The following is a 21460-nucleotide window of genomic DNA, read 5'->3' on the forward strand; positions in this document are numbered from 1 at the left end:
ATGTACCAAATCACTGCCCGCATCGTACTCATGTTGCAAAGTTACTGTATCGCGGTTTAGCGAGTGGTAGTTGTGTTCATCATCAGCATACAGTGCACCTGCCTTCTCACCAGACAGCTGACGCTTACCACCATCGTTGTAGCGGTTGAAGGTCAATTTAAATTCGTTGGCATCATTCGGGATGAAGACAACCTTAGCCAAACCAGACTTAAGCTCGCCTTGCTTAGACGTTACCGCTTCCTGATCAGGAATATGCAGGTCGCCATCTTCTGAGTAATTTGCAATGCCCATGAACTGCAGCTTGTCGTTCACTTTTGCGTACACAGCAACGTTGGTTGCGAAACGCTCGTAAGCCGTTTGGTAGCTTGTTTTTACTCGAGCACCAACACTTTCGCCCGATTTAAGCAAATCGCTTGGGTCTTTGGTTTCGTAGCTAAATGAGCCGTTGATCGCTCCAGAACCCGATAGCGCTGAGTTACCACCCAGCTCAATTTCAGCACGCTTAAGCATCGCAGGGTCAATCGCTTGATCGCCCGAGTGGTGGAATAGTTGCCCTTCTTGACGAGCGCCATCAATGGTCACAACGGCAAATTTATCTTCCATACCACGTACATAGACTTTACGAGAGTAACGTGCATTTCCGTCTACCGTCACACTCGGCATAGTGTTCAAAACATCCTTGATGTCTGATGCTTGTTTCTTTTCAAGGGTGTCTGAGTTGATTTCAGTCTGAACAAGTTGATCAAGAGCGGAACCGATAACCACTACGGTTTCTTGTTCGTCGGCAGCAAGTGCTGTAAATGAAGTTAAGGCAACCGTTACGGCCACTGATAGTGCTTTAAGTTTCATATTCTATTTTTATATTTTACAAGTTCGAGTGAGGAGGCGTGAATATTACATAATTTGAATGATAATTCTTATCATTTACATTCTTTACTTACATTCACTTACTTTTAATAAAATAGAATTTGATTAACATGTTCTGGCTGTAAAACTTACTTCGTTTTGCTGCTGAATTATTGAATAAAGCCTTGTTCGAATCACCCCTGAATTAGGTAGCCGTAAGTCTCGTTCACTTACGGCTTTTTTCATCTCAAACCACGGCTAATGTAGGATATTTAGCGATGTTCATGTCAGTTGTATTGATTATAACAACACCAGTACCAGACTAATGAATGCGATTTCTAGCGACAATAGCCATAGATTCAACCCAGAGTTTGCCAAATTGCAGATACAAAAAATGCCCCTTAAAGGAGCATTTTCTTTATCTCGATACTGAGACTGACACACTAACGTAAATATTAGTGCGGTGAGATGTTTGAAAGCGCTTGAATGTGAACCGTGATCTCTTCGCGATCGTGGTAAAGGTGCTTAGCCTGCATCTTGAACTTCACTTTGTTCTCAATAAGGAACACTTTTAGGTTCTCGATATCTTGCAGTACTTCATCGTAACGACCTTTCATAGGCAGTTTAAGGTTGAACAGTGCTTCTTTCGCCCAGCCTTTGATGATCCACTCACCCATAAGGTGTGCAACACGAGCAGGCTTCTCTACCATGTCACAGATAATCCAAGTTACGTTCTTACGGTCTGGTTCAAACTTAAAGCCATCCACCATGTGGTGCTTAATTTGACCCGTTTCCATTAGGCTGTCTGCCATCATGCCGTTATCAACACAGTGAACGAACATCGAGCGCTTAACCAATTGGTAAGTCCAACCACCTGGACATGCACCTAAATCAACACCCCACATACCTGGAGCCAGACGCTCGTCCCACTCATCACGAGGGATGAATACGTGGAATGCTTCTTCTAGCTTCAATGTAGAGCGGCTTGGCGCATCTGACGGGAATTTCAGGCGAGGGATACCCATAAAGAACTGTGAGTTGTTCGTTGGGTAAGAGTAACCAACAAAACAGTGACCCGGAGCGATGAAGCATAAATGAAGCACAGGCTTCTTAGCGTTATCTTTCGCTGTCATCAGGCCTTTACCACGCATAGCTTGACGCATCGGCACAGTAAACTTACGGCAGAACTTCAAAAGCTCTTTTGCTTCGTTAGTATCTGGTGTTTCGATACGGATATCACCACAACGAGGGAAACCTTCTTTCTCTGAAAGCGCCTCAAGAATTGGAGAAATACGGTCATCAGTTGGCAGGTCTTTGATTTCAACAGCCACTGCTAGCATTTGACGAGCAAAGATCAGTGATTGGAAATCGATCTCTTTGATCAACTTGTCGGCTTCACCTGCTTGATAACATTCAAACAATACAAAGCCTGTATTGTTCTTTAGGCGAGGAAAACCAAACACTTCCAGTTGTGTTGCCTTGTCTTGAATTTCGCCAGCACATTCTTTTTCAAAACCAGAGCGACAATAAAGTAGTACGTGTTTCACTGAGTTACCTCTTTTATATTCAAAGCAGCGAAGGAGAAGACTCCCCAACCAATGATAAATAGTAGACCACCAAACGGAGTGATAGGGCCAAACCATTTTATTCCTGTCAGTGCTAAGCCATAAAGGCTGCCACTAAAACAAAGGATGCCGATGATAAAGCAAATTGCCGCAATGAAAAAATATTTTTGTGATTTAGCGCCAAGTTTCATCTGCAGCAGAGCACCACACGCCAATATCGCCAGAGTATGGATAAACTGGTACTGAACACCAGTCTCAAACACGCCTAGCAGATACTCAGGTAAAATAGCTTTCAAACCGTGAGCCGCGAAGGCGCCAAGCATCACAGCAACCGCGCCAGAGATGCCAGCAAACGTGAGTAAATACTTACTTCTCATTGAGCACCTCTTTGATAAACGCTGATAACTTCTCAACGGTTAACGCAATATTCTGCTGTTCGGTGTAACCAGAACTCTTACGCGGCTTAAAGCTGTGGTCGCCCTCAGGAATAAATTCAACACGAATAGAATCAGACAGATCAAAGTCAGCAAACTCTTCACGCTTACCAAAGGTATCGCGCTCACCTTGTAAAATGAGGCACGGTTTTGCTAACTCAGCCAGATGCTCACCTTTGTATTTCTCGGGTTTACCTGGTGGGTGGAAAGGAAAGCCTAAACACGCCATTGCTGCCACCTTATCAAGTTCAGACAAATGGCTCGCCATACGCCCTCCCATCGACTTACCACCAATCACAAGCTTATCGGCATCAACCTGCTCAATAATCTCTTGATAGGCTTCAAGTAGCTTAGGCGCTCTGTCAGGTGGACGACGCTTACCATCTTCAGCACGTTTAATCATGTAAGGGAAGTTGAAACGAATCACTCTTATCCCTTTAAAGGCTAACCCTTTGGCTACCGACTGCATGAACTCATGATCCATACCTGCGCCAGCACCATGGGCAAAGATAAAGGTGATCGGATTGTCTTCACCATCAATGATGACGTTATTCATCGAGTAAGTCCTCTTGTTCACTTTGCGCTTTCGCTAGCATCCAGTCGCGGAAGGTAGCAATACGACCCATGTCGGCTTGTTTCTCATGACAAACCACATAGAAGGCGTTCTTACTCACCAACACTTCATCAAAAGGCGCAATCAAACGACCTGCTTCTATTTCAGGCTGCGCCAACACGTTGTTACCTAGAGCAATGCCCTGGCCGTGAGCAGCCGCCTGCAGCACCATGGTTGAGTGACTGAAGATAGGACCGTGATTGACGTTTACCCCGTCGATGCCATTTTGCTTAGCGAACTGTTTCCAATCCTTTCGAGAAGTATCATGCAATAGCGTATGGCATGCTAAATCACTGAGAGATTCTAATGGTTTTACTCCTAGCAGCACGGAAGGTGAGCAAAGAGGGATCAAGTATTCTTGGTAAAGCTTATCGGCTCTGAGCCCCGACCAATTACCTCGACCATAATAGATAGCGACGTCTACATCATCGGTTAGCGAGCCTTCATCCATATCAACGGCTTTGATTCTTACATCAATATCAGGCTCTTGCTGATTAAAGTCAGCGAGCCTTGGTACCAACCATTGAATAGCAAAACTCGGCGGTAAACTGATGGTCAATGCGCCCTTCTCACTTCGCTCAAGCACTTTGTCTGTCGCTTCTGCCAGTGATGTGAAAATATCTTTGATATCTAAGAAGTAGCTTTGACCTTCTTCAGTTAGCAGCAAAGAGCGGTTTCTTCGGCGAAACAGCTTCAAAGATAAGAATTCTTCAAGCGCTTTGATCTGATGACTGACCGCCGCTTGAGTAACAAACAACTCTTCTGCGGCACGCGTAAAACTCAAGTGTCGAGCAGCAGCTTCAAACACTCTTAGCGAGTTTAATGGGGGTAATCGACGAGACATAGTTACTCTCTAAATAAGCATTAGTTTTTTTTATCTGAAACATTATAATTTGTCCATTGCCTAGCGGCCAGAGAAATTCTATATTTCATCCCGCAGCAGCTAGCCTGAACGGCTTGATTCTCTCTAGAATCAATTGGCTTAGCTCCTGCGATGTTGTGTTTGCAAACTCGTTCTTTTCGAGTTGGGTAGAGTTCTACCAAATGTTTTGTTGCAGTTTATACTGAAACGAGGCATGTACTTCCTGTATTTATTTTGACCTGTCTGTCAAATTTGTTTACACCGCCTTATGGGCGGTGTTTTTTTATGTGCAAAGAAATGTAACAACAAGTTTATCAATAGCTGTGCTAATTAATCTTTATTATTTTTCATCGCCAATCACAGAATCAGACACCCACTCAAATAATCAACTGAACACATACAAATAGCACCATTGAGTTGCACTAAAAAGTAACAGAATACTTCAAGATACTCACACATCTTCGGTACTTATAAGCCCGTTTAGAGCTTACTCTTTCTATTTCAAAGCTGAGCATGACGATAGCACGCCCAAACTCACGCCTCTGTCTGACTACTGTAAATCATTCACAATAGAAAATAAAAAAGCCGCTTACTTTTCAGTAAGCGGCTTTGCAAAATGATTAACGCTTGGTCAACACACCACTATGGGCGGTAAACCTTAACGTTATGGAAGCCTTGCTCTTGTAGATAAAGTGCCTGTAGACGGCTCATTACACCACGGTCACAGTACAGCAAGTACTCTTTCGCTTGGTCTAGGTCGCCAAACTGAGTCGAAAGCTTGAAGAATGGGATGTGTTTAATTTCAACACCCTCGATCTCTAATGGGCTTTCGTCTTCTTCTTCTGGGCTACGGATATCAAGAACGATAGCGTGCTCAGCAACAGCTTGAACTTGTTCAACTTCAGGCGCTTGCTCTTGGCTCTCTTTCTCGATGTCACGGATATCCATAACACGAGCGTTCTCGATCACTTGATCCAGCACTTCAAAGTTAAACTTAGCTTCTTCTGCTTCCAGTTTGCCTTTCTTCGCTTTCACTGTTGGCTTCTTAGAGATAACACCACAGTACTCAGGCATTACTTTAGCGAAGTCTTCAGTACCGATGATACGAGAAAGGTCGATGATGTCTTCTTTATCCCAGTTGATAAGCGGACGAAGAATCAAAGTGTCTGTCACGTTGTCGATGTGGCGAAGGTTAGTTAGCGTTTGGCTAGAAACCTGGCCAAGTGCTTCACCCGTTACTAGAGCTTCAATACCGAAGCGCTCTGCAACCATACCACCAGCACGCATGAACATACGCTTAAGAACAACGCCCATTTGGCCGTCTTCTACGTTCTCAAGGATTTCAGCAACCACGGGTTCGAAGTCTACAGAAATGAACTTCACCTTTGCAGATGAGCCGTATTTATTCCATAGGTAGTGAGCCACTTGCTTAACGCCAATCTCGTGGGCTGGGCCACCAAGGTTGAAGAAACAGTAGTGAACCTTAGAGCCACGTTTGATGTGCAGGTAGCTTGAAACACCAGAATCAAAACCGCCAGAGATCAAGCTCAGTAGATCTTCTTGAGTACCAAGAGGGAAACCACCTAGGCCTTTGTGGCGAGCTAGAACTTGGTTTAGCTTGTCGTTAGCCACTTCAACCTTAACGGTTACATCAGGGTTCTTAAGTCGAACTTTCGCTGACTCAACTGCTTGGTTTAGACCGCCGCCTACGTAGCGCTCAAGTTCAATAGAGGTAAAGTCATGCTTACCACGACGCTTAGCACGTACAGAGAAAGTCTTGCCTTCAATGTCAGCACGGCTGCGTTCTAGTACTTGCTCGTAAATATCGTGCAAGTCTTTGAATTCAGACTGTTGAACTTCAAGAGAGTGGTGAATACCTGGAGTGTGAGTCAGAGCCTCTAACACTTCTGCGTAGTACTGGTCACTCTCAGACGTCACTTCAATATGATCGCGACGGTTGAATACCGCAACACTTTCACAGCGACGTTGAATAACGTTACGAATGTTGCACTCTAGAATCCTTGTGAAGCGCTTACGCACCGATTCACTTTTTACAAAAATTTCCGGATGGGGCTTAACAATAAATTTCATAGTACTTTCACAACATTAATGTTCAAAATTTTGAAAACGCTCATCGCCAAGTAAATTAGAGAATTTACACAGCACTTGAAGCAAGAATAGATCATATCTAAATCTAAGGGCGCGAATTATACATGAGAAAGTGAAGCAAGGAAAAGAGTGCTTGCTGTAACACCCTCATTAAACCGCTTGTTATTAACAGTAGCAGGTTTCGAAACGACATAAATACCGCAGAGAACCATTGAAGACCAGCAAACAAAAAGCCCAACCTCATTATAAGGTTGGGCTTTCGATGCTATCTGCATGCTACCGCGTGAGCACGTATAGGCTATTCATTAATAACAGGCACTTCGTCACTGTAAAGCGGCTCGCCCTGCATGATGCTGATTTCAACGCGGCGGTTGAGGCTACGTTGCCATTCAGTATCGTTTGGCTCGACTGGCTCGGTATCCGCCATGCCGCGTACTCTCAAGCGTTGATGAGAGAAACCACGCACCTTTTCCATCTCTTGAGCAACAGACACTGCTCGCTGTGATGACAAGTCCCAATTAGAGCGATAAAGCTCGGAATCAAGACGTTGATTATCGGTGTGCCCTGAGATTCGAACGATACCCGGAACATCTTTCACCAACTCAGCAACCTGTCTCACCAAAGGTCGGAACTTAGGCTGTAGGAAAGCAGAACCCGATGGGAATGCACCCTTCTCACGAATTCGAATCACAATCTGCTGGCCAAGATTTTCAACTTCAATCGCGCCTTGGTCTATCTCTCGCTCCAACGCCTTCTTGATGCTTTCCATCAAGGTTTCCATCTCTTGGGATTGAGCTTCAGCTTGTTGTTGCTGTTGGTCTGACTCAGAGTTTTGATTGTCGTGAGTCGAGACCTCTGGCGACTTGCCTCCGGTCATCTTGCCTTGATCACGCATGGTACCGCCAGCACGCTCAGATTCACCTTCATGAAACTCAAGCGTTTGCTGCGTAATATCAATCGTCTGCTGCATGATCACATCAATCGGTGTCGGCTCTGGACGACCAGGTCGAAACTCTTGTGCAATGATGCTGGTGCCTTTAGGAATGTCTTTCACTTCCAAGCGGTTTTGTACACCAAACGCAAATTTCATCGAGCCAGCGATCTGCTTGAACTTCAGTACGTCCATCTCAGAGAATGAGAGCAGCAGTACGAAGAAACACATCAGCAGTGACATCAAGTCAGCAAATGTCCCCATCCATTGAGGCAACCCCGGAGGAGGACATTTACATGGATTTTCTTCATCCATCTTCAACTCCTCTTACGCAGGTTCACCATCAATCGTACGCTTACCTTCGTTTAGGTAGCTCTTGAGGTAACCATCGATTACTCGTGGGTTCTGACCATCTTGAATCGCGAGTACGCCATCCATAACTAAACGACGGTTGAGTGTCTCTTGGTCACGACGCAGCGCAAGCTTGTCGGCAATTGGGAAGAACACCATGTTCGAAAGAATCGCACCATATAGAGTGGTTAAAAGTGCTACCGCCATTGCAGGACCGATCGCTTTTGGATCATCCATGTTCGAAAGCATCGCAACCAGACCAACCAAGGTACCAATCATGCCCATTGCAGGGGCAACATCACCAAATGCAGAGAACACTTTCGCGCCCTGTTCGTGACGTTCTGTGGTTAATGCAATGTCTTTTTGCAGTGCAGCGCGTACCACATCACCGTCATGGCCATCCACCAATAGGTCGATGCCCTTTTGCATGAAACTGTTGTTAATTTCCATCTCTTCCAGTGCTAAGAAACCACCTTTACGAGCCGCATCAGCCATCTCTACAACTTTCGCAATAAGATCTTCAGGCTCATCCGCTTTAAACATAAAAGCTTTGCCTGCGATTTTAGTCGCGCCAAAGAACTGTCCCATGGTGAACTTCATTAGAACAACAAAAGTTGAGCCACCAACTACGATCAAAATGGATGTCGTGTCATAGAACATCCCGAGGCTTCCACCTAGGATCATTGCCATAATTACAAAGGCAAATCCACCAATCAAACCTATTAGGGTTGCTAAATCCACTGAGCACTCCTCATGCTTTTTTGTAGCTCTATGTCGACGATAATCTTTGTATCGGCAAGACTATAAGATCTTTTAGTAAATTCTTGGCCTAAGTATCACACTTTTCGTTTTTGAATCCCAACTATTGGCTTACTTTGCTCTTATACGTAGCGCATAAACTCGATAAAGCTAAGGTTATTCAAGCAAAGTGCGTTCAAGCCCCTTAAAAACGAACTTTCTAGCAAAATTTCTTGGTTACATTTGACCATCTCAGCGGCCTAGGGTAACGTTCGTTCATCTTTCCAAACGCAGATTTATTATGGCTACTAAGAAACCTGAAAATATGAGCTTTGAAGCAGCAATCGAAGAGCTTGATGGCTTGGTTGATCAACTAGAAAATGGTGATCTAGCTTTAGATGATGCGCTGAAAAAGTTCGAACGAGGCATCTCCCTCGCTCGTGCCGGTCAAAGCAAACTAAACGATGCTGAACAGCGTGTTAGCATCCTACTGCAAAATGATGAAAACGCAGAACTTAGTGACTTTAACCCACAACCAGAATAACGAATTGTATGAGATCCCCTATGATCGAGACTTTATTGTCTTATCAAGCACGTAATAACGAGCAACTGAACCTTTGGCTTGATCGCCTGCCACACCAAAATCAGAACCTGATCAACGCAATGCGTTATGGGTTACTTTTAGGCGGTAAACGCGCACGTCCATTTCTTGTCTACATTACAGGGGAAATGCTCGGCTGCACCGCTGAAGAACTCGACACTCCAGCATCTGCAATCGAATGTATTCATGCCTATTCTCTGATTCACGACGACCTTCCAGCAATGGACGATGATGAACTGCGTCGTGGCCATCAGACTTGTCACATCAAATACGATGAAGCAACGGCAATTTTAACGGGCGATGCACTACAAACTCTCGCGTTTACTATACTTGCGGAAGGTACATTAAGTGCTGACGGTGAAAGCAATCGCGTTCGAATGATTCAGCGCCTAGCTGAAGCCTCTGGTGCACAAGGTATGTGTATTGGACAAGCACTTGATATTGAAGCTGAAAACCGCTCTGTCACGCTAGAAGAGTTAGAAGAAGTTCACCGCAATAAAACGGGCGCGCTAATGAAATGTGCGATTCGTTTAGGTGCGCTTGCTGCTGGTGAAAAAGCGTTTGAAGTGATGCCTCAATTAGACAAGTACGCCGATGCCATTGGATTAGCATTCCAGGTTCAAGATGATATTTTAGATATCACTGGCGATACTGAAACTTTGGGTAAACCACAGGGTTCTGACCAAGAATTGAACAAAAGCACCTACCCTTCTTTGTTAGGTTTAGAGGGCGCTCAAGAAAAAGCGCAAACTCTGCTACAGGAAGCGCTTCAAGCTTTGGCTGCAATCCCATACAATACCCAGTCACTCGAAGAGTTCGCCCGATACGTCATCGAGCGCAAGAACTAAGACAATAAGCGCGCATTACCTATGACTCTTGATATATCAAAGTACCCAACTCTTGCTTTGGCTGATAAGCCAGAGGATTTGCGTCTACTTCCAAAAGAGACGCTGACACAGCTTTGTGATGAATTACGTACCTATCTTCTTAACTCAGTGAGCCAGTCAAGTGGTCACTTAGCGTCAGGCTTAGGTACAGTAGAGCTGACAGTTGCTCTGCATTACGTGTACAACACGCCTTTTGACCAGTTGGTTTGGGATGTTGGCCACCAAGCATACCCGCACAAAATTCTTACAGGTCGTCGCGACCGCTTGTCGACTATCCGTCAAAAAGATGGACTGCACCCATTCCCATGGCGTCAAGAGAGCGAATACGACACTCTTTCTGTTGGTCACTCTTCAACGTCGATCAGTGCTGCACTTGGTATGGCTATCAGTGCGAAGAAAGAAGGCAAGAACCGTAAAGTCGTGAGTGTGATTGGTGATGGGGCGATTACTGCGGGTATGGCATTTGAAGCCATGAACCACGCGGGCGATATTCACAATGACATGCTGGTTATCCTGAACGATAACGAGATGTCGATCTCTGAAAACGTAGGTGCGCTAAACAACCACCTAGCTCAAGTTCTTTCTGGCAGTCTTTACACGTCAATTCGTGAGGGCGGCAAGAAAGTGCTATCAGGCGTTCCGCCGATTAAAGAGCTGGTTCGTCGTACAGAAGAACACCTAAAAGGCATGGTTGTCCCTGGCACCATGTTCGAAGAGTTAGGCTTTAACTACATTGGCCCAATTGATGGTCACGATGTCAATGAGCTGATTAAAACGCTTAAGAACATGAGAGACCTAAAAGGCCCTCAGTTCCTGCACATCATGACTAAGAAAGGCAAAGGCTACGAGCCAGCTGAGAAAGATCCAATCGGTTACCATGGCGTACCGAAATTCGATCCAGCACACTCAAGTCTGCCTAAGAGCACCAGCTCTAAACCAACTTTCTCTAAGATTTTTGGCGATTTCCTGTGTGATATGGCCGCGCAAGATCCTAAGCTAATGGCGATCACGCCTGCAATGCGTGAAGGCTCTGGCATGGTGCGTTTCTCGAAAGAGTACCCAGAACAATACTTCGACGTAGCGATTGCTGAGCAGCATGCTGTGACGTTAGCAACCGGTATGGCGATTGCAGGTGACAAGCCGATTGTCGCTATCTACTCGACGTTCCTACAACGTGGCTACGATCAACTGATCCACGATGTGGCTATCATGGACTTACCGGTCATGTTCGCTATCGACCGTGCTGGTCTTGTCGGCGCTGATGGTCAAACACACCAAGGTGCATTCGACTTAAGCTTTATGCGTTGCATTCCAAACATGGTGATCATGGCGCCAAGCGACGAAAACGAATGTCGCCAAATGCTTTACACCGGCCACCAGCACACAGGTCCAAGTGCCGTTCGTTACCCTCGCGGTAATGGTATGGGCACTGAGATTCAAAATGAATTTACCGCGCTTGAGATTGGTAAAGGTCGTATCGTTCGCGAAAGCAAAAAAGCAAAAGATGGCTCGAAAGTCGCGATCCTAAGCTTCGGTACTTTCCTTGAGAGTGCACTTCAAGCCGCTGACGCCATCGATGCGACAGTTGCAGATATGCGCTTTGTAAAACCACTCGATGAAGCTCTGATCAAACAACTTGCTGCTGACCACGATGTTCTGGTGACTATCGAAGAGAATGCGATTGCAGGTGGTGCGGGCGCAGGTGTGATTGAATTATTGATGCAAGAGAAGCTGTTGATGCCAGTATTGAACCTTGGCCTACCAGACAAGTTCATTGCTCAAGGTACTCAAGGCGAACTGCATGAAGAGCTTGGTTTGGATGCGAAAGGCATTGAGAAGTCTATCTCGGACTACCTTGCTAAGTAGTCTTAATACGTAAGCTCGTAAGCTCGTAAGCTCGTAAGCTCGTAAGCAATAAAAACAAAAAAGGTTGGCCCTAGGGTCAACCTTTTTAGTATCAATTAGTTAGTTTGGTGTATCGACAGCGAAACCTTAGCCCTTCAGCTAACTCACACTAACCAACCAGCGAAATGTGCTACAGCATACAACGAAATAGCCGCCATAATACCCGCTACAATATCGTCAATCATGATACCTAAGCCGCCGTGAATTCGCGCATCTAACCAACCAATCGGCCATGGTTTTACCATGTCAAAGAAGCGGAAAAGCACAAAGCCAGTCAGCAGCCATTTCCAGTCATCGGCAGGGATATTCAGCATAGGCACTAAGCTCATGGTGATCCAAAAGCCCGCAAACTCATCCCAAACGATAGAACCGTGGTCATGCACGCCCATATCATCAGACGTTACTTGGCAGATCTTAATACCAATAATGCAGCTTACCACCACCACAGCTACGTAAGCAGGAAACGGTAACTGAACCAACAACAGGTACAACGGAATAGACGCGAGCGTGCCCATTGTGCCAGGAATAATAGGCGATAAGCCACTGCCAAAACCCGTTGCTAAGAAATGCCAAGGGTTTTTAAGAGAAATAAGAGAAAGTGGGTTTGTCATCAATTAACCTTAAAGTGATCGTAACCAGTTAAGTTCCAGCTTAGTGGTTCACCATTATTGTGTAATTCAAAATATTCTACAGGTCTTATCTGGCCAATGCAGGTGACTTTTGTACCTGTGTGTGACAAAGCACTTTCCAACGACCCTTTATTCTCTTCTGGTACAGTAAAGCACAGTTCGTACTCTTCACCACTGGTCAGCGCATATTGCTGAGCTGAAGTGATATCAGGAGTGAACTGACGTAACTCTGCAGAGATAGGCAGCGTGCTTACATCAATACTCGCACCAACTTGAGAACGCTTAAGGATATGTTTTAAATCAGCAATAACGCCATCAGAGATATCAATCGCCGATGAAGCAAGGTTCACCAACGCCTGACCCGCTAACACTCGTGGAGCGCTCACATAATGTCTCTCTTCTAGCTCAGCAGCATAGGGCTTCGCTCTGTTCTGCTCAGGGTTCAGTAGTACCTCTAGGCCAGCTTTACTGTCACCTAGGTTACCTGTTACGTAAATCCAGTCACCCACTTTCGCGCCATCTCTACGCAGCGCTCGTCCTTCAGGAACAAAGCCCTGTACAGTCAGTGTCAGGCTTAGTGGGCCTTTGGTGGTGTCACCACCAATTAACTGAATACCAAAGTAGTCTGCGAGTTTAAAAAAGGAGTCACAGAAAGGAGCAAGCCATGCTTCATCCACTTCAGGCATGGTTAAAGCAAATGACACCCAAGCAGGCGTCGCGCCCATTGCCGCAAGGTCACTGATATTGGAAGCCAACGCCTTGTGTGCCACCCAAGCCGGATTCGCCTCAGCTAAGAAATGGGTACCAGCCACTAAGGTGTCCGTGCTGATCGCTATCTCAACATTGCCCGGCGCTTTGACCAAAGCACAATCATCGCCAGCAGCTAGAAGAACGTCTTTACGTTGTGGTTGTCGATTTACAAAATATTTTTCAATCAGGTTAAATTCGCCAGACATCACATGCCCTATCTTTAGTCTCATAAAAATCGCCGTAATCATGGATATTACAGAAATTTAGTTACAAAAAAGGCCAGCATGAAAGCTGACCTTTAGATTCAATATACGAACGTCTTATTTCTTACGAACGTGCGGTGCTGCTTTATCAAGCACACCGTTAACAAACTTATGGCTGTCTTCGGCTGCAAATACTTTTGCAAGCTCGATAGCTTCGTTGATAACCACTTTGTATGGTACATCTTCGCGACGAGTCATCTCGTACATAGCTAAACGTAGAAGCGCTAGTTCCATCAGATCCAGATCTTGCATAGGGCGAGATACGAATGGACGAAGCTTGCTATCAAGTTCCATGTGGCTAAGAGCAACACCAGTTAGTAGGTCGCGGAAGTATGCAACGTCTGTTTCTGGCATAGCAAGAGCAGGCTCTGCAGCATGATGCTCTTCTTCATCATACTTACCACCAGATAAGAACTGTTCTTCAACGGTAGCAATATTTTCTTTAGTAATTTGCCAAGAATAAATTGCTTGTAGAGCAAATTGACGTGCGTTACGACGTGCGGCTGGTTTCACACTGGCCCCCATTAGGAATCGATTTCAGAAAGAACGTTGATCATCTCAAGTGCGCTAAGTGCTGCTTCTGCACCCTTATTACCAGCCTTGGTTCCTGCGCGTTCAATAGCTTGATCGATCGTATCAACAGTAAGAACACCAAACGCTACTGGAAGAGAATATTCCAGAGACACTTGTGCCAAACCTTTATTACATTCACTACAAACATAGTCAAAGTGAGGTGTACCGCCACGGATTACTGTACCAAGAGATACAATCGCATCGAACTTACCTGTTTTTGCAACGCGCTGCGCTACAAGTGGAAGTTCTACTGCACCAGGGCAACGAACAACAGTGATGTTGTCTTCGCTTACTTGTCCATGACGCTTTAAAGTATCGATTGCACCAGAAAGTAAACTTTCGTTAATAAAACTGTTGAAACGAGCAATAACGATAGCAATTTTTGCATTTGGCGCTGGGAAGCCACCCTCGATCACTTTCATAAGCCTTCCTTTAACTATTTTCATCAAGTGAGAATCGCCGGATTCTAGCACAAAACTGTGAGCAATATCTAATGGTAATTTAGAAGAACAGACACCGGCAATGTAAAGATGATAATGCAGCGCTGATCCCAAGCATATTGGAACAGCGAGGAGCCAAGTTTGTGTATTGAACACGTATTGAGTCGAACTTGGCTACTTTGCTCTTTTGGCTAGATTTATCACCAAAAGAGCCACTGAAATCATCGGTAAATTATGTCGCTACAAACGGAGAAACGTCTGCTCGCTGACACAGGATTTATTCGCAAACGTACTCAACAACGTTAAGACCAAAACCACCCAATGCGTGGTAACGCTTAGTGCTTGAAGAAAGCAGACGCATATCGTGCACGCCTAGGTCTTGAAGAATCTGAGAACCGACACCAACACGACGCGAGGTACCCTGCTTCTTCGCCATGGTTGGCTGCTCGTTCTTGTCTTGCGCTTCGAATGTCTTCACTTTGTGAATCAAAGAATCAGACGACTCTTCGTTGCCAAGAATAACCAACACACCGCCTTCGTCGCCAATGCGCTTCATCGCTTTATCTAGCGACCAGCTGCGCTCAGTACCACGGTCTGAATGAAGCAGATCGGTGAACGTGTCATGCAGGTGAACACGTACCAAAGGAGCACCTTCAGTTAGGTCGCCTTTTTGCATCGCATAGTGGATCTGGTTATCAATTGTATCGCGGTAAGTCACCAGCTCGAAATCACCAAACTCTGTTGGTAAATGGCATTGTGCTACACGCTCAATCGTTGTTTCTGTGTTGTTGCGGTATTCAATCAAGTCAGCAATCGTGCCTAGCTTGATGTCGTGTTTTTCAGCAAACACTTCAAGATCTGGGCGACGAGCCATAGTACCGTCGTCGTTTAAGATCTCAACGATAACAGATGCTGGCTCACAGCCTGCTAGGCGTGCTAAATCACAACCTGCTTCTGTGTGTCCTGCGCGAGTCAGAACACCGCCATCTTGCGCTGTCAGTGGGAAAATATGACCAGGTTGAACAAGATCAGCCGCTTTTGCATCTTTCGCCACTGCCGCTTGAACTGTCACTGCACGGTCTGATGCAGAGATACCCGTAGTTACACCCTCAGCCGCTTCAATCGAAACCGTAAAGTTCGTGGTGTACTGTGCATTGTTGTCTTGAACCATAGGGGCTAGACCCATACGGCTTGAACGCTCTTTGGTTAGCGTCAGACAGATTAAGCCACGGCCATACATCGCCATGAAGTTAATCGCTTCTGGCGTCACATGTTCTGCTGCCATGATCAGATCGCCTTCATTCTCGCGATCTTCATCATCCATCAGGATAACCATTTTTCCTAGGCGAATGTCTTCAATAATTTCTTGAGGAGTACTAATTGGCATTGTTCTATATCCTTTGAAATGGTTCTGCTTCCTAGAACCGACACTATTTAAACCTGATGATATTGCTTCGCTTTACAAAGTCTCGCTTAACGCACTTTGTATCAACGGTTAGGCAAAACCATTCTGCTGTAAGAATTCCATCGTTAATCGAGATTCAGGCTCAGACTCTTGTTGCTGACCTTGCAGTAAACGCTCCATGTAACGCGCTAATACATCAACTTCTAGATTCACTTTACGACCGACATTGAATTGGTCGATGGTGGTTTCTGAAGAAGTGTGAGGGACGATAGTCAGCTTGAATGCGTTCTTACGTAAATCGTTCACAGTCAGGCTGATGCCATCAACTGTTACTGAACCTTTTTGAGCCACGTATTTTGAGATTTCTGCTGGCATTTCCACCCAGAATTCAATCGCACGACCGACTTGATTACGTTCAACAATCTCACCCACGCCATCCACGTGACCCGATACGATATGACCACCGAAACGAGTCGTCGGTAGCATCGCTTTCTCAAGGTTAACTTTATCGCCCGCTTGGTAATCGACAAAACCCGTTTTTTTCAGGGTCTCAAGCGAAAGGTCTGCACTGTAGCTGTGGTCGTTATACTCAACAACTGTCAAACACACACCATTGGTAGCGATACTGTCGCCTAACTGAACGTCAGCCATATCAAGCTTACCAACATTAACCGTTACGGTGATGTCTTCTCCGCGGGGAGTGATTGCACTCAATGTACCTACGGCTTCTACAATTCCTGTAAACATTTTAAAACTCTTTTTGTTGTCAACGACACGTATGCAGTTGGAGTAACTATTTCTACTGTGGTTTCGTTACTATCAGTTTCGAAATACGGGTTTCGCAACGATGCGAATATCCACACCAACCTGTCGAACATCTTTAATTTCTAGGTCAATAACGTCAGACATTGAAGTGAGCCCTAATGCGCCCATCAAACCTCGTCCGTCACTGCCCATAAGTTTAGGTGCTAAATAGAGGATTAGCTCATCCACCAGCTGTTCTTCAATCAAGCTTTTTGCCAATGTTGCGCCCGCTTCGACCCAAATATGGTCGATATGATTCGCAGGTAATTGACGCATCAGATCGTGCAAATCGAGCTGACCTGCATCTGTGGTTGCGACTTTAATATCAGCAGACGCTTCCGCTACTCTCAACACGGATGTTGGAGTCTGGAATAACTTGAGTTCAGGACGCAGTTGGTTTTGACGATCAAGAATCACGCGAATCGGCTGACGCAGCTCGTCTTCAGCGTAATGAGCTTTGATGCTGCTTGGCAATTCTGCCCAACGAACATTCAACGACGCGTTGTCTTCAATCACCGTCTGGCTAGTTGATAACACAGCGCCTGATTTTGCTCGGTAGTTCTGAACATCACGACGCGCTTCTGGCGATGTGATCCACTGGCTTTGACCATTTTCCAATGCCGTTTGCCCATCAAGGCTAGCGGCCATCTTTAACTGAACGAATGGCATGCCAGTTTGCATACGCTTGATAAATGCAGGGTTCAAGTCGAGAGCGTCTTGCTCTAACAAACCGATTTCAACCTCAATACCCGCATCGCGTAGCATTTTGATACCACGACCTGCGACTTTTGGGTTTGGGTCCTGCATGGCGCAAATCACTTTTGAAACTTGAGCCTTAATCAAACCTTCTGCACAAGGTGGCGTTCGACCGTAATGAGAACAAGGCTCTAGCGTGACATAAGCCGTCGCACCTTTTGCCTTATCGCCCGCCATTCGCATGGCATGTACTTCAGCATGAGGCTCGCCAGCTTTGGCATGAAAACCTTCGCCAACGATCTGACCGTCGGTTTGTACAATGACACAACCCACATTCGGGTTGGGTGCAGTAGTGTAAATGCCGCGTTTCGCTAATTGAATAGCACGCGACATCATTTGAAAATCTAGGGGAGTAAAGTTTGACATGATTGAGGAGTTAATCCTCTAATTTAGCGATTTCTTCGCCAAACTCTCGGATGTCTTCAAAGCTGCGGTAAACAGAGGCAAAACGGATGTACGCCACTTTATCCAATTCTTTCAATTGGCCCATCACAAGATTACCAATCATCTCGCTTGGTACTTCACGCTCACCAGTTGCACGGAGTTGTGACTTAATCGTACTGATCGCAAGTTCAATCGCATCAGCACTCACTGGGCGTTTTTCTAGGGCGCGCTGTACACCACCCACCATTTTATCTTCATTAAATGGTTCGCGGTTTCCATTCGACTTTATGACTTTAGGCATCACAAGTTCTGCCGATTCGAACGTAGTAAAACGTTCACTACATGCAAGGCATTGACGGCGACGACGAACCTGATGACCATCGGCTACCAGTCTTGAATCGATTACTTTAGTGTCGTTCTCTGAACAAAAAGGACAATGCATATCACCTCCAAATAATTGAATATCAGTGTAACGGAATTGCCAAACGTTAGGAAAGAAAAAGGGCCAATTAAGGCCCTTTTGTGTGGTGATTCATTGATTATTGCTACTCGATCGCCATTTCAAAAATGAGCTGAGGAGTAAAATTAACGACCAGCGTTAACCGCGGACTAAATAGTTCGCTTTACCTACCCATTTGTAGCTTGTCAGCTCTTCCAAGCCCATTGGGCCGCGAGCATGCAATTTCTGAGTAGACACGGCGACTTCAGCGCCTAAACCAAACTGTGCGCCATCAGTAAAACGTGTTGATGCATTCACATAAACCGCTGCAGAACCAACAGAGTTAATGAAACGCTCTGAGCTCTCTAGGCTATTGGTCATGATCGCATCTGAGTGACTCGCGTTGTGTACACGCATGTGGTCAATCGCTTCAGCCACATCCGCAACGACTTTCACGCCTAACGTGTAACTTAGCCATTCAGTATCAAAGTCGCCTTCAACCGCATCACGTTGGTCTTCAAAACCCGCTAGCAGTGATTTTGCACTGGTATCAGCAACCAAGGTTACCTTGCCTGCTAAACGCTGTTTCAGCTTAATTAGGAAAGCTTCAGCAACCGCTTCATGCACTAGCAGTGTATCTAACGAGTTACACGCTGACGGGCGTTGAACTTTTGAGTTTTCAACCACATCGACAGATTTCTCAAGATCAGCACTTTCATCAACAAAGATATGGCTGATACCAAAGCCACCGATGATTACTGGGATGGTACTGTTCTCTTTACACATCTTGTGCAGGCCAGCACCGCCACGAGGAATGATCATATCCACGTAGTCATCCAGTTTAAGCAGTTGAGAAACGAGTTCACGATCAGGCTTCTCGATGTACTGAACAGAAGCGGCTGGAAGCTCCGCTTTCTCTAATGCAGACTGGATAACTTTAACCAATTCCATGTTCGAGAAGAACGTCTCTTTACCACCACGTAGAATGCTTGCGTTACCTGTCTTCAGACACAGAGCTGCAATATCAATAGTTACGTTCGGACGCGCTTCATAGATAACACCCACCACACCAAGTGGTACGCGACGACGAGACAGCGACATACCGTTTTCCAGTACCTTACTGTCGATTTCGCTGCCAACTGGGTCGTTCAGGCTGATCACGTTACGCACATCATTAGCGATACCGGTTAAGCGCTCTTCATTAAGAAGTAGACGATCAAGCAGTGCGTCGGTTAGACCTGCTTCGCGACCTAATTCGATATCTTTCGCGTTCGCTTCTAAAATCGTTGCTGCGTTTGCTTCTAGCTCATCAGCGATGATCGCCAATGCTTTATTCTTTTGCGCCGTAGATGCGGTCGCTAGGTGGAAAGCAGCGTCTTTTGCTGCGATACCCATGTTAGTTAAATCCACGTTTAACTCTCCCTAAATTCTGTCTGTCTTTGGATGCAAAAAGGCGATTCGCCTTATCATCACGAGCTACTCTTGAATCACAACTAGGTCGTCACGGTGAATGACTTCTGACCCATAATCGTATCCAAGAATGTCGCCAATATCTTTACTGTGCTTGCCTGCAATTTTTGCTAGGTCTTGGCTGGAGTAACTGGCGATACCACGCGCAATTACTTTGCCTTTGCTGTCTGTGACTTGGGTAACTTCACCACGAGAAAATTCGCCTTTAACTCGAACAACCCCTTTCGCCAACAAGCTGCTGCCTTTGGTGTTGACTGCGTTTACTGCACCGTCGTCGACCACGATGTCACCTGCTGAAGCAGGGCCCGCTAAAATCCAGCGTTTACGGTTTTCAAGTGCTTCGGCTAAAGGCAAGAAACGTGTGCCTTGTGGGTTGTCACTCAGTGAGTCAAACACCACATTTTCAGCACTGCCCGCCGCAATAATCACTTCGATGCCTGCGCGACGAGCAATATCAGCCGCCTGCAGTTTTGTCGCCATGCCGCCGGTACCTAATGTCGTACCGCTGCCGCCTGCGATCTTGCGCAGTGTGTCATCAATGGTTTTCACTTCTTTGATGAGCTCAGCATTTGGGTCTTTACGAGGGTCAGCCGTAAACAGGCCTTTTTGGTCTGTTAGTAGCAAAAGCTTATCAGCACCGCACAAAATACCCACTAAGGCCGACAAGTTATCATTGTCGCCCACTTTAATTTCGTTGGTGGCTACTGCGTCGTTTTCGTTTACTACCGGAATAATATCGTGCTCAACCAGTGCGTTGATCGTGTCACGTGCATTAAGAAAACGCTCGCGATCATCGAGATCAGCACGAGTCAGTAGCATCTGGCCAATCTTAAGGCCATAGATAGCAAACAAAGACTCCCAAACTTGAATCAACTGACTTTGCCCAACTGCCGCAAGCAACTGTTTGCTCGCCATTGAGTTGGGAAGTGCGGGGTAACCAAGGTGCTCACGTCCTGCTGCAATTGCGCCAGACGAAACCATAACCACAGAGTGGCCTTGTTTTTTTAATTCAGCACATTGACGAACCAGCTCAACCATATGAGCGCGGTCTAATGCCAATGTTCCACCAGTTAAGACACTGGTACCCAGTTTAACAACGACAGTTTTACGCTGTGTTGTTGTCCCGCTTTGATGATTTGTTGTCATGAAGTCTTTTATGGATAAAACAAATAAGAGGTGATGTTTTAGCAATCAAAAGGGGAATTCACAAGCAGAAAAGGTGCGAAATCGCACCTTTTTGCTTTATATAGAAGAGTAACCTTTAAAATTAGACGAATTCGACAGACTCTTCGTCTAATTGGATACTGATTTCAAACTTACTTTGAAGTTCATCAACCAGTTTTTTGTGGAAGGCTTCTTGAGTTCGAGATACCTCAGCGACCGCCTTTTTAGGTAACGGCAAAGAATCCCAGTTACCATCGATGTTGTACTTGCCGATATTGTACTTCGCCGAATATCCCTCTTCCGACTTATCCAATTCCAGCCACCAGCCCCAGAACTCGCGTTCTTCTGGTGATTTTTTATCGTTCACACATACAGACAAGCAATCAAAGATATAGTGGCCTTCTTCTGATTGCGGTTCCCTTAAGTAAGGCCCGATCGCCTTTAAAACATTCAACAAGCGGTAATGCGTAGGTTGTTGTGTCACTTCTGACATATTGAATCTCCATTTTCAATGTTAAGAATGACGTTACTCAGACTGTTA

General features: G+C 45.6%; 22 protein-coding genes. 3 read left to right on the plus strand and 19 right to left on the minus strand.

Going from position 1 to position 21460, the window contains the following annotated elements:
* The 8 genes from IQQ51_RS27220 to pomA form a co-directional block, all read right to left on the minus strand.
* Positions 1 to 849: TonB-dependent receptor plug domain-containing protein (locus IQQ51_RS27220; protein ID WP_228012899.1), on the minus strand; the 849-nt coding region annotated here is incomplete at its 3' end.
* Positions 850 to 1301: 452 nt separating this feature from the next.
* Positions 1302 to 2393, minus strand: a complete 1092-nt coding sequence (gene rlmM / locus IQQ51_RS15595; protein ID WP_017070491.1) for a 23S rRNA (cytidine(2498)-2'-O)-methyltransferase RlmM — start codon at positions 2391 to 2393, stop codon at positions 1302 to 1304.
* On the minus strand, positions 2390 to 2788 hold the full coding sequence (locus tag IQQ51_RS15600) for a DUF423 domain-containing protein (RefSeq protein ID WP_017060774.1): 399 nt from the start codon (positions 2786 to 2788) through the stop codon (positions 2390 to 2392). The genes rlmM and IQQ51_RS15600 overlap by 4 nt, the downstream gene beginning before the upstream one ends.
* Positions 2778 to 3401 (minus strand): alpha/beta fold hydrolase, encoded by a 624-nt coding sequence (locus IQQ51_RS15605; protein ID WP_193841544.1) that lies wholly within the window; start codon positions 3399 to 3401, stop codon positions 2778 to 2780. The genes IQQ51_RS15600 and IQQ51_RS15605 overlap by 11 nt, the downstream gene beginning before the upstream one ends.
* Positions 3394 to 4302, minus strand: a complete 909-nt coding sequence (locus IQQ51_RS15610; RefSeq protein ID WP_012604639.1) for a transcriptional regulator GcvA — start codon at positions 4300 to 4302, stop codon at positions 3394 to 3396. Before IQQ51_RS15610 ends, IQQ51_RS15605 begins: the two co-directional genes overlap by 8 nt.
* A gap of 660 nt (positions 4303 to 4962) precedes the next feature.
* Positions 4963 to 6411 (minus strand): tRNA uracil 4-sulfurtransferase ThiI, encoded by a 1449-nt coding sequence (gene thiI / locus IQQ51_RS15615; RefSeq protein WP_017060776.1) that lies wholly within the window; start codon positions 6409 to 6411, stop codon positions 4963 to 4965.
* 316 nt (positions 6412 to 6727) lie between these two features.
* A complete protein-coding gene (locus IQQ51_RS15620) occupies positions 6728 to 7675 on the minus strand; it encodes a flagellar motor protein MotB (protein WP_017060777.1) in 948 nt (315 codons plus the stop codon).
* A 12-nt stretch (positions 7676 to 7687) separates the two neighbouring features.
* The gene (gene pomA / locus IQQ51_RS15625) at positions 7688 to 8452 is read right to left on the minus strand and encodes a flagellar motor protein PomA (RefSeq protein WP_017060778.1); all 765 of its coding nucleotides are present in this window, start codon (positions 8450 to 8452) and stop codon (positions 7688 to 7690) included.
* Positions 8453 to 8750: 298 nt separating this feature from the next.
* Here pomA and xseB point away from each other — a divergent pair, with 298 nt between their 5' ends.
* The 3 genes from xseB to dxs are packed head-to-tail and all read left to right on the plus strand — an operon-like array spanning position 8751 to position 11803.
* Positions 8751 to 8993: an exodeoxyribonuclease VII small subunit gene (xseB, locus tag IQQ51_RS15630; protein ID WP_004734405.1), complete on the plus strand. Its 243-nt coding sequence runs from the start codon at positions 8751 to 8753 to the stop codon at positions 8991 to 8993.
* Positions 8994 to 9013: 20 nt separating this feature from the next.
* Entirely contained in the window at positions 9014 to 9898 is an 885-nt protein-coding gene (gene ispA, locus IQQ51_RS15635) for a (2E,6E)-farnesyl diphosphate synthase (protein WP_052878888.1), read from the plus strand.
* 21 nt (positions 9899 to 9919) lie between these two features.
* The gene (dxs, locus tag IQQ51_RS15640) at positions 9920 to 11803 is read left to right on the plus strand and encodes a 1-deoxy-D-xylulose-5-phosphate synthase (RefSeq protein WP_193841545.1); all 1884 of its coding nucleotides are present in this window, start codon (positions 9920 to 9922) and stop codon (positions 11801 to 11803) included.
* Between the two features lie 143 nt (positions 11804 to 11946).
* Here the strand turns inward: dxs and pgpA are convergent, their stop codons facing one another.
* The 11 genes from pgpA to crl all read right to left on the minus strand — a co-directional run bounded on the left by pgpA (position 11947) and on the right by crl (position 21412).
* Positions 11947 to 12453, minus strand: a complete 507-nt coding sequence (gene pgpA / locus IQQ51_RS15645; protein ID WP_017060782.1) for a phosphatidylglycerophosphatase A — start codon at positions 12451 to 12453, stop codon at positions 11947 to 11949.
* On the minus strand, positions 12453 to 13427 hold the full coding sequence (gene thiL, locus IQQ51_RS15650) for a thiamine-phosphate kinase (protein WP_193841632.1): 975 nt from the start codon (positions 13425 to 13427) through the stop codon (positions 12453 to 12455). The genes pgpA and thiL overlap by 1 nt, the downstream gene beginning before the upstream one ends.
* Positions 13428 to 13541: 114 nt before the next feature.
* Entirely contained in the window at positions 13542 to 14009 is a 468-nt protein-coding gene (gene nusB / locus IQQ51_RS15655; RefSeq protein WP_004734399.1) for a transcription antitermination factor NusB, read from the minus strand.
* Positions 14009 to 14479: a 6,7-dimethyl-8-ribityllumazine synthase gene (gene ribE, locus IQQ51_RS15660; protein WP_004741508.1), complete on the minus strand. Its 471-nt coding sequence runs from the start codon at positions 14477 to 14479 to the stop codon at positions 14009 to 14011. Before ribE ends, nusB begins: the two co-directional genes overlap by 1 nt.
* A gap of 295 nt (positions 14480 to 14774) precedes the next feature.
* Entirely contained in the window at positions 14775 to 15884 is a 1110-nt protein-coding gene (gene ribBA / locus IQQ51_RS15665; RefSeq protein ID WP_050644924.1) for a bifunctional 3,4-dihydroxy-2-butanone-4-phosphate synthase/GTP cyclohydrolase II, read from the minus strand.
* 108 nt (positions 15885 to 15992) lie between these two features.
* Positions 15993 to 16649: a riboflavin synthase gene (locus IQQ51_RS15670; RefSeq protein ID WP_193841546.1), complete on the minus strand. Its 657-nt coding sequence runs from the start codon at positions 16647 to 16649 to the stop codon at positions 15993 to 15995.
* A 72-nt stretch (positions 16650 to 16721) separates the two neighbouring features.
* The gene (gene ribD / locus IQQ51_RS15675; protein WP_050649652.1) at positions 16722 to 17798 is read right to left on the minus strand and encodes a bifunctional diaminohydroxyphosphoribosylaminopyrimidine deaminase/5-amino-6-(5-phosphoribosylamino)uracil reductase RibD; all 1077 of its coding nucleotides are present in this window, start codon (positions 17796 to 17798) and stop codon (positions 16722 to 16724) included.
* 40 nt (positions 17799 to 17838) lie between these two features.
* Entirely contained in the window at positions 17839 to 18288 is a 450-nt protein-coding gene (gene nrdR / locus IQQ51_RS15680) for a transcriptional regulator NrdR (protein ID WP_004734394.1), read from the minus strand.
* 156 nt (positions 18289 to 18444) lie between these two features.
* Positions 18445 to 19695: a glutamate-5-semialdehyde dehydrogenase gene (locus tag IQQ51_RS15685; RefSeq protein WP_050711734.1), complete on the minus strand. Its 1251-nt coding sequence runs from the start codon at positions 19693 to 19695 to the stop codon at positions 18445 to 18447.
* Between the two features lie 66 nt (positions 19696 to 19761).
* Positions 19762 to 20946 carry a glutamate 5-kinase gene (gene proB / locus IQQ51_RS15690; RefSeq protein ID WP_012604650.1) on the minus strand — a complete coding sequence of 395 codons (1185 nt, stop codon included), beginning with the start codon at positions 20944 to 20946 and terminating at the stop codon, positions 19762 to 19764.
* A 76-nt stretch (positions 20947 to 21022) separates the two neighbouring features.
* Positions 21023 to 21412, minus strand: coding sequence for a sigma factor-binding protein Crl (crl, locus tag IQQ51_RS15695; RefSeq protein ID WP_017060787.1), 390 nt, complete (start codon positions 21410 to 21412; stop codon positions 21023 to 21025).
* Between the last annotated feature and the right edge of the window lie 48 nt (positions 21413 to 21460).

Origin of the sequence: Vibrio sp. OPT18 (assembly GCF_015163615.1) — a bacterium.
Taxonomy (GTDB): Bacteria; Pseudomonadota; Gammaproteobacteria; order Enterobacterales; family Vibrionaceae; genus Vibrio; species Vibrio coralliirubri.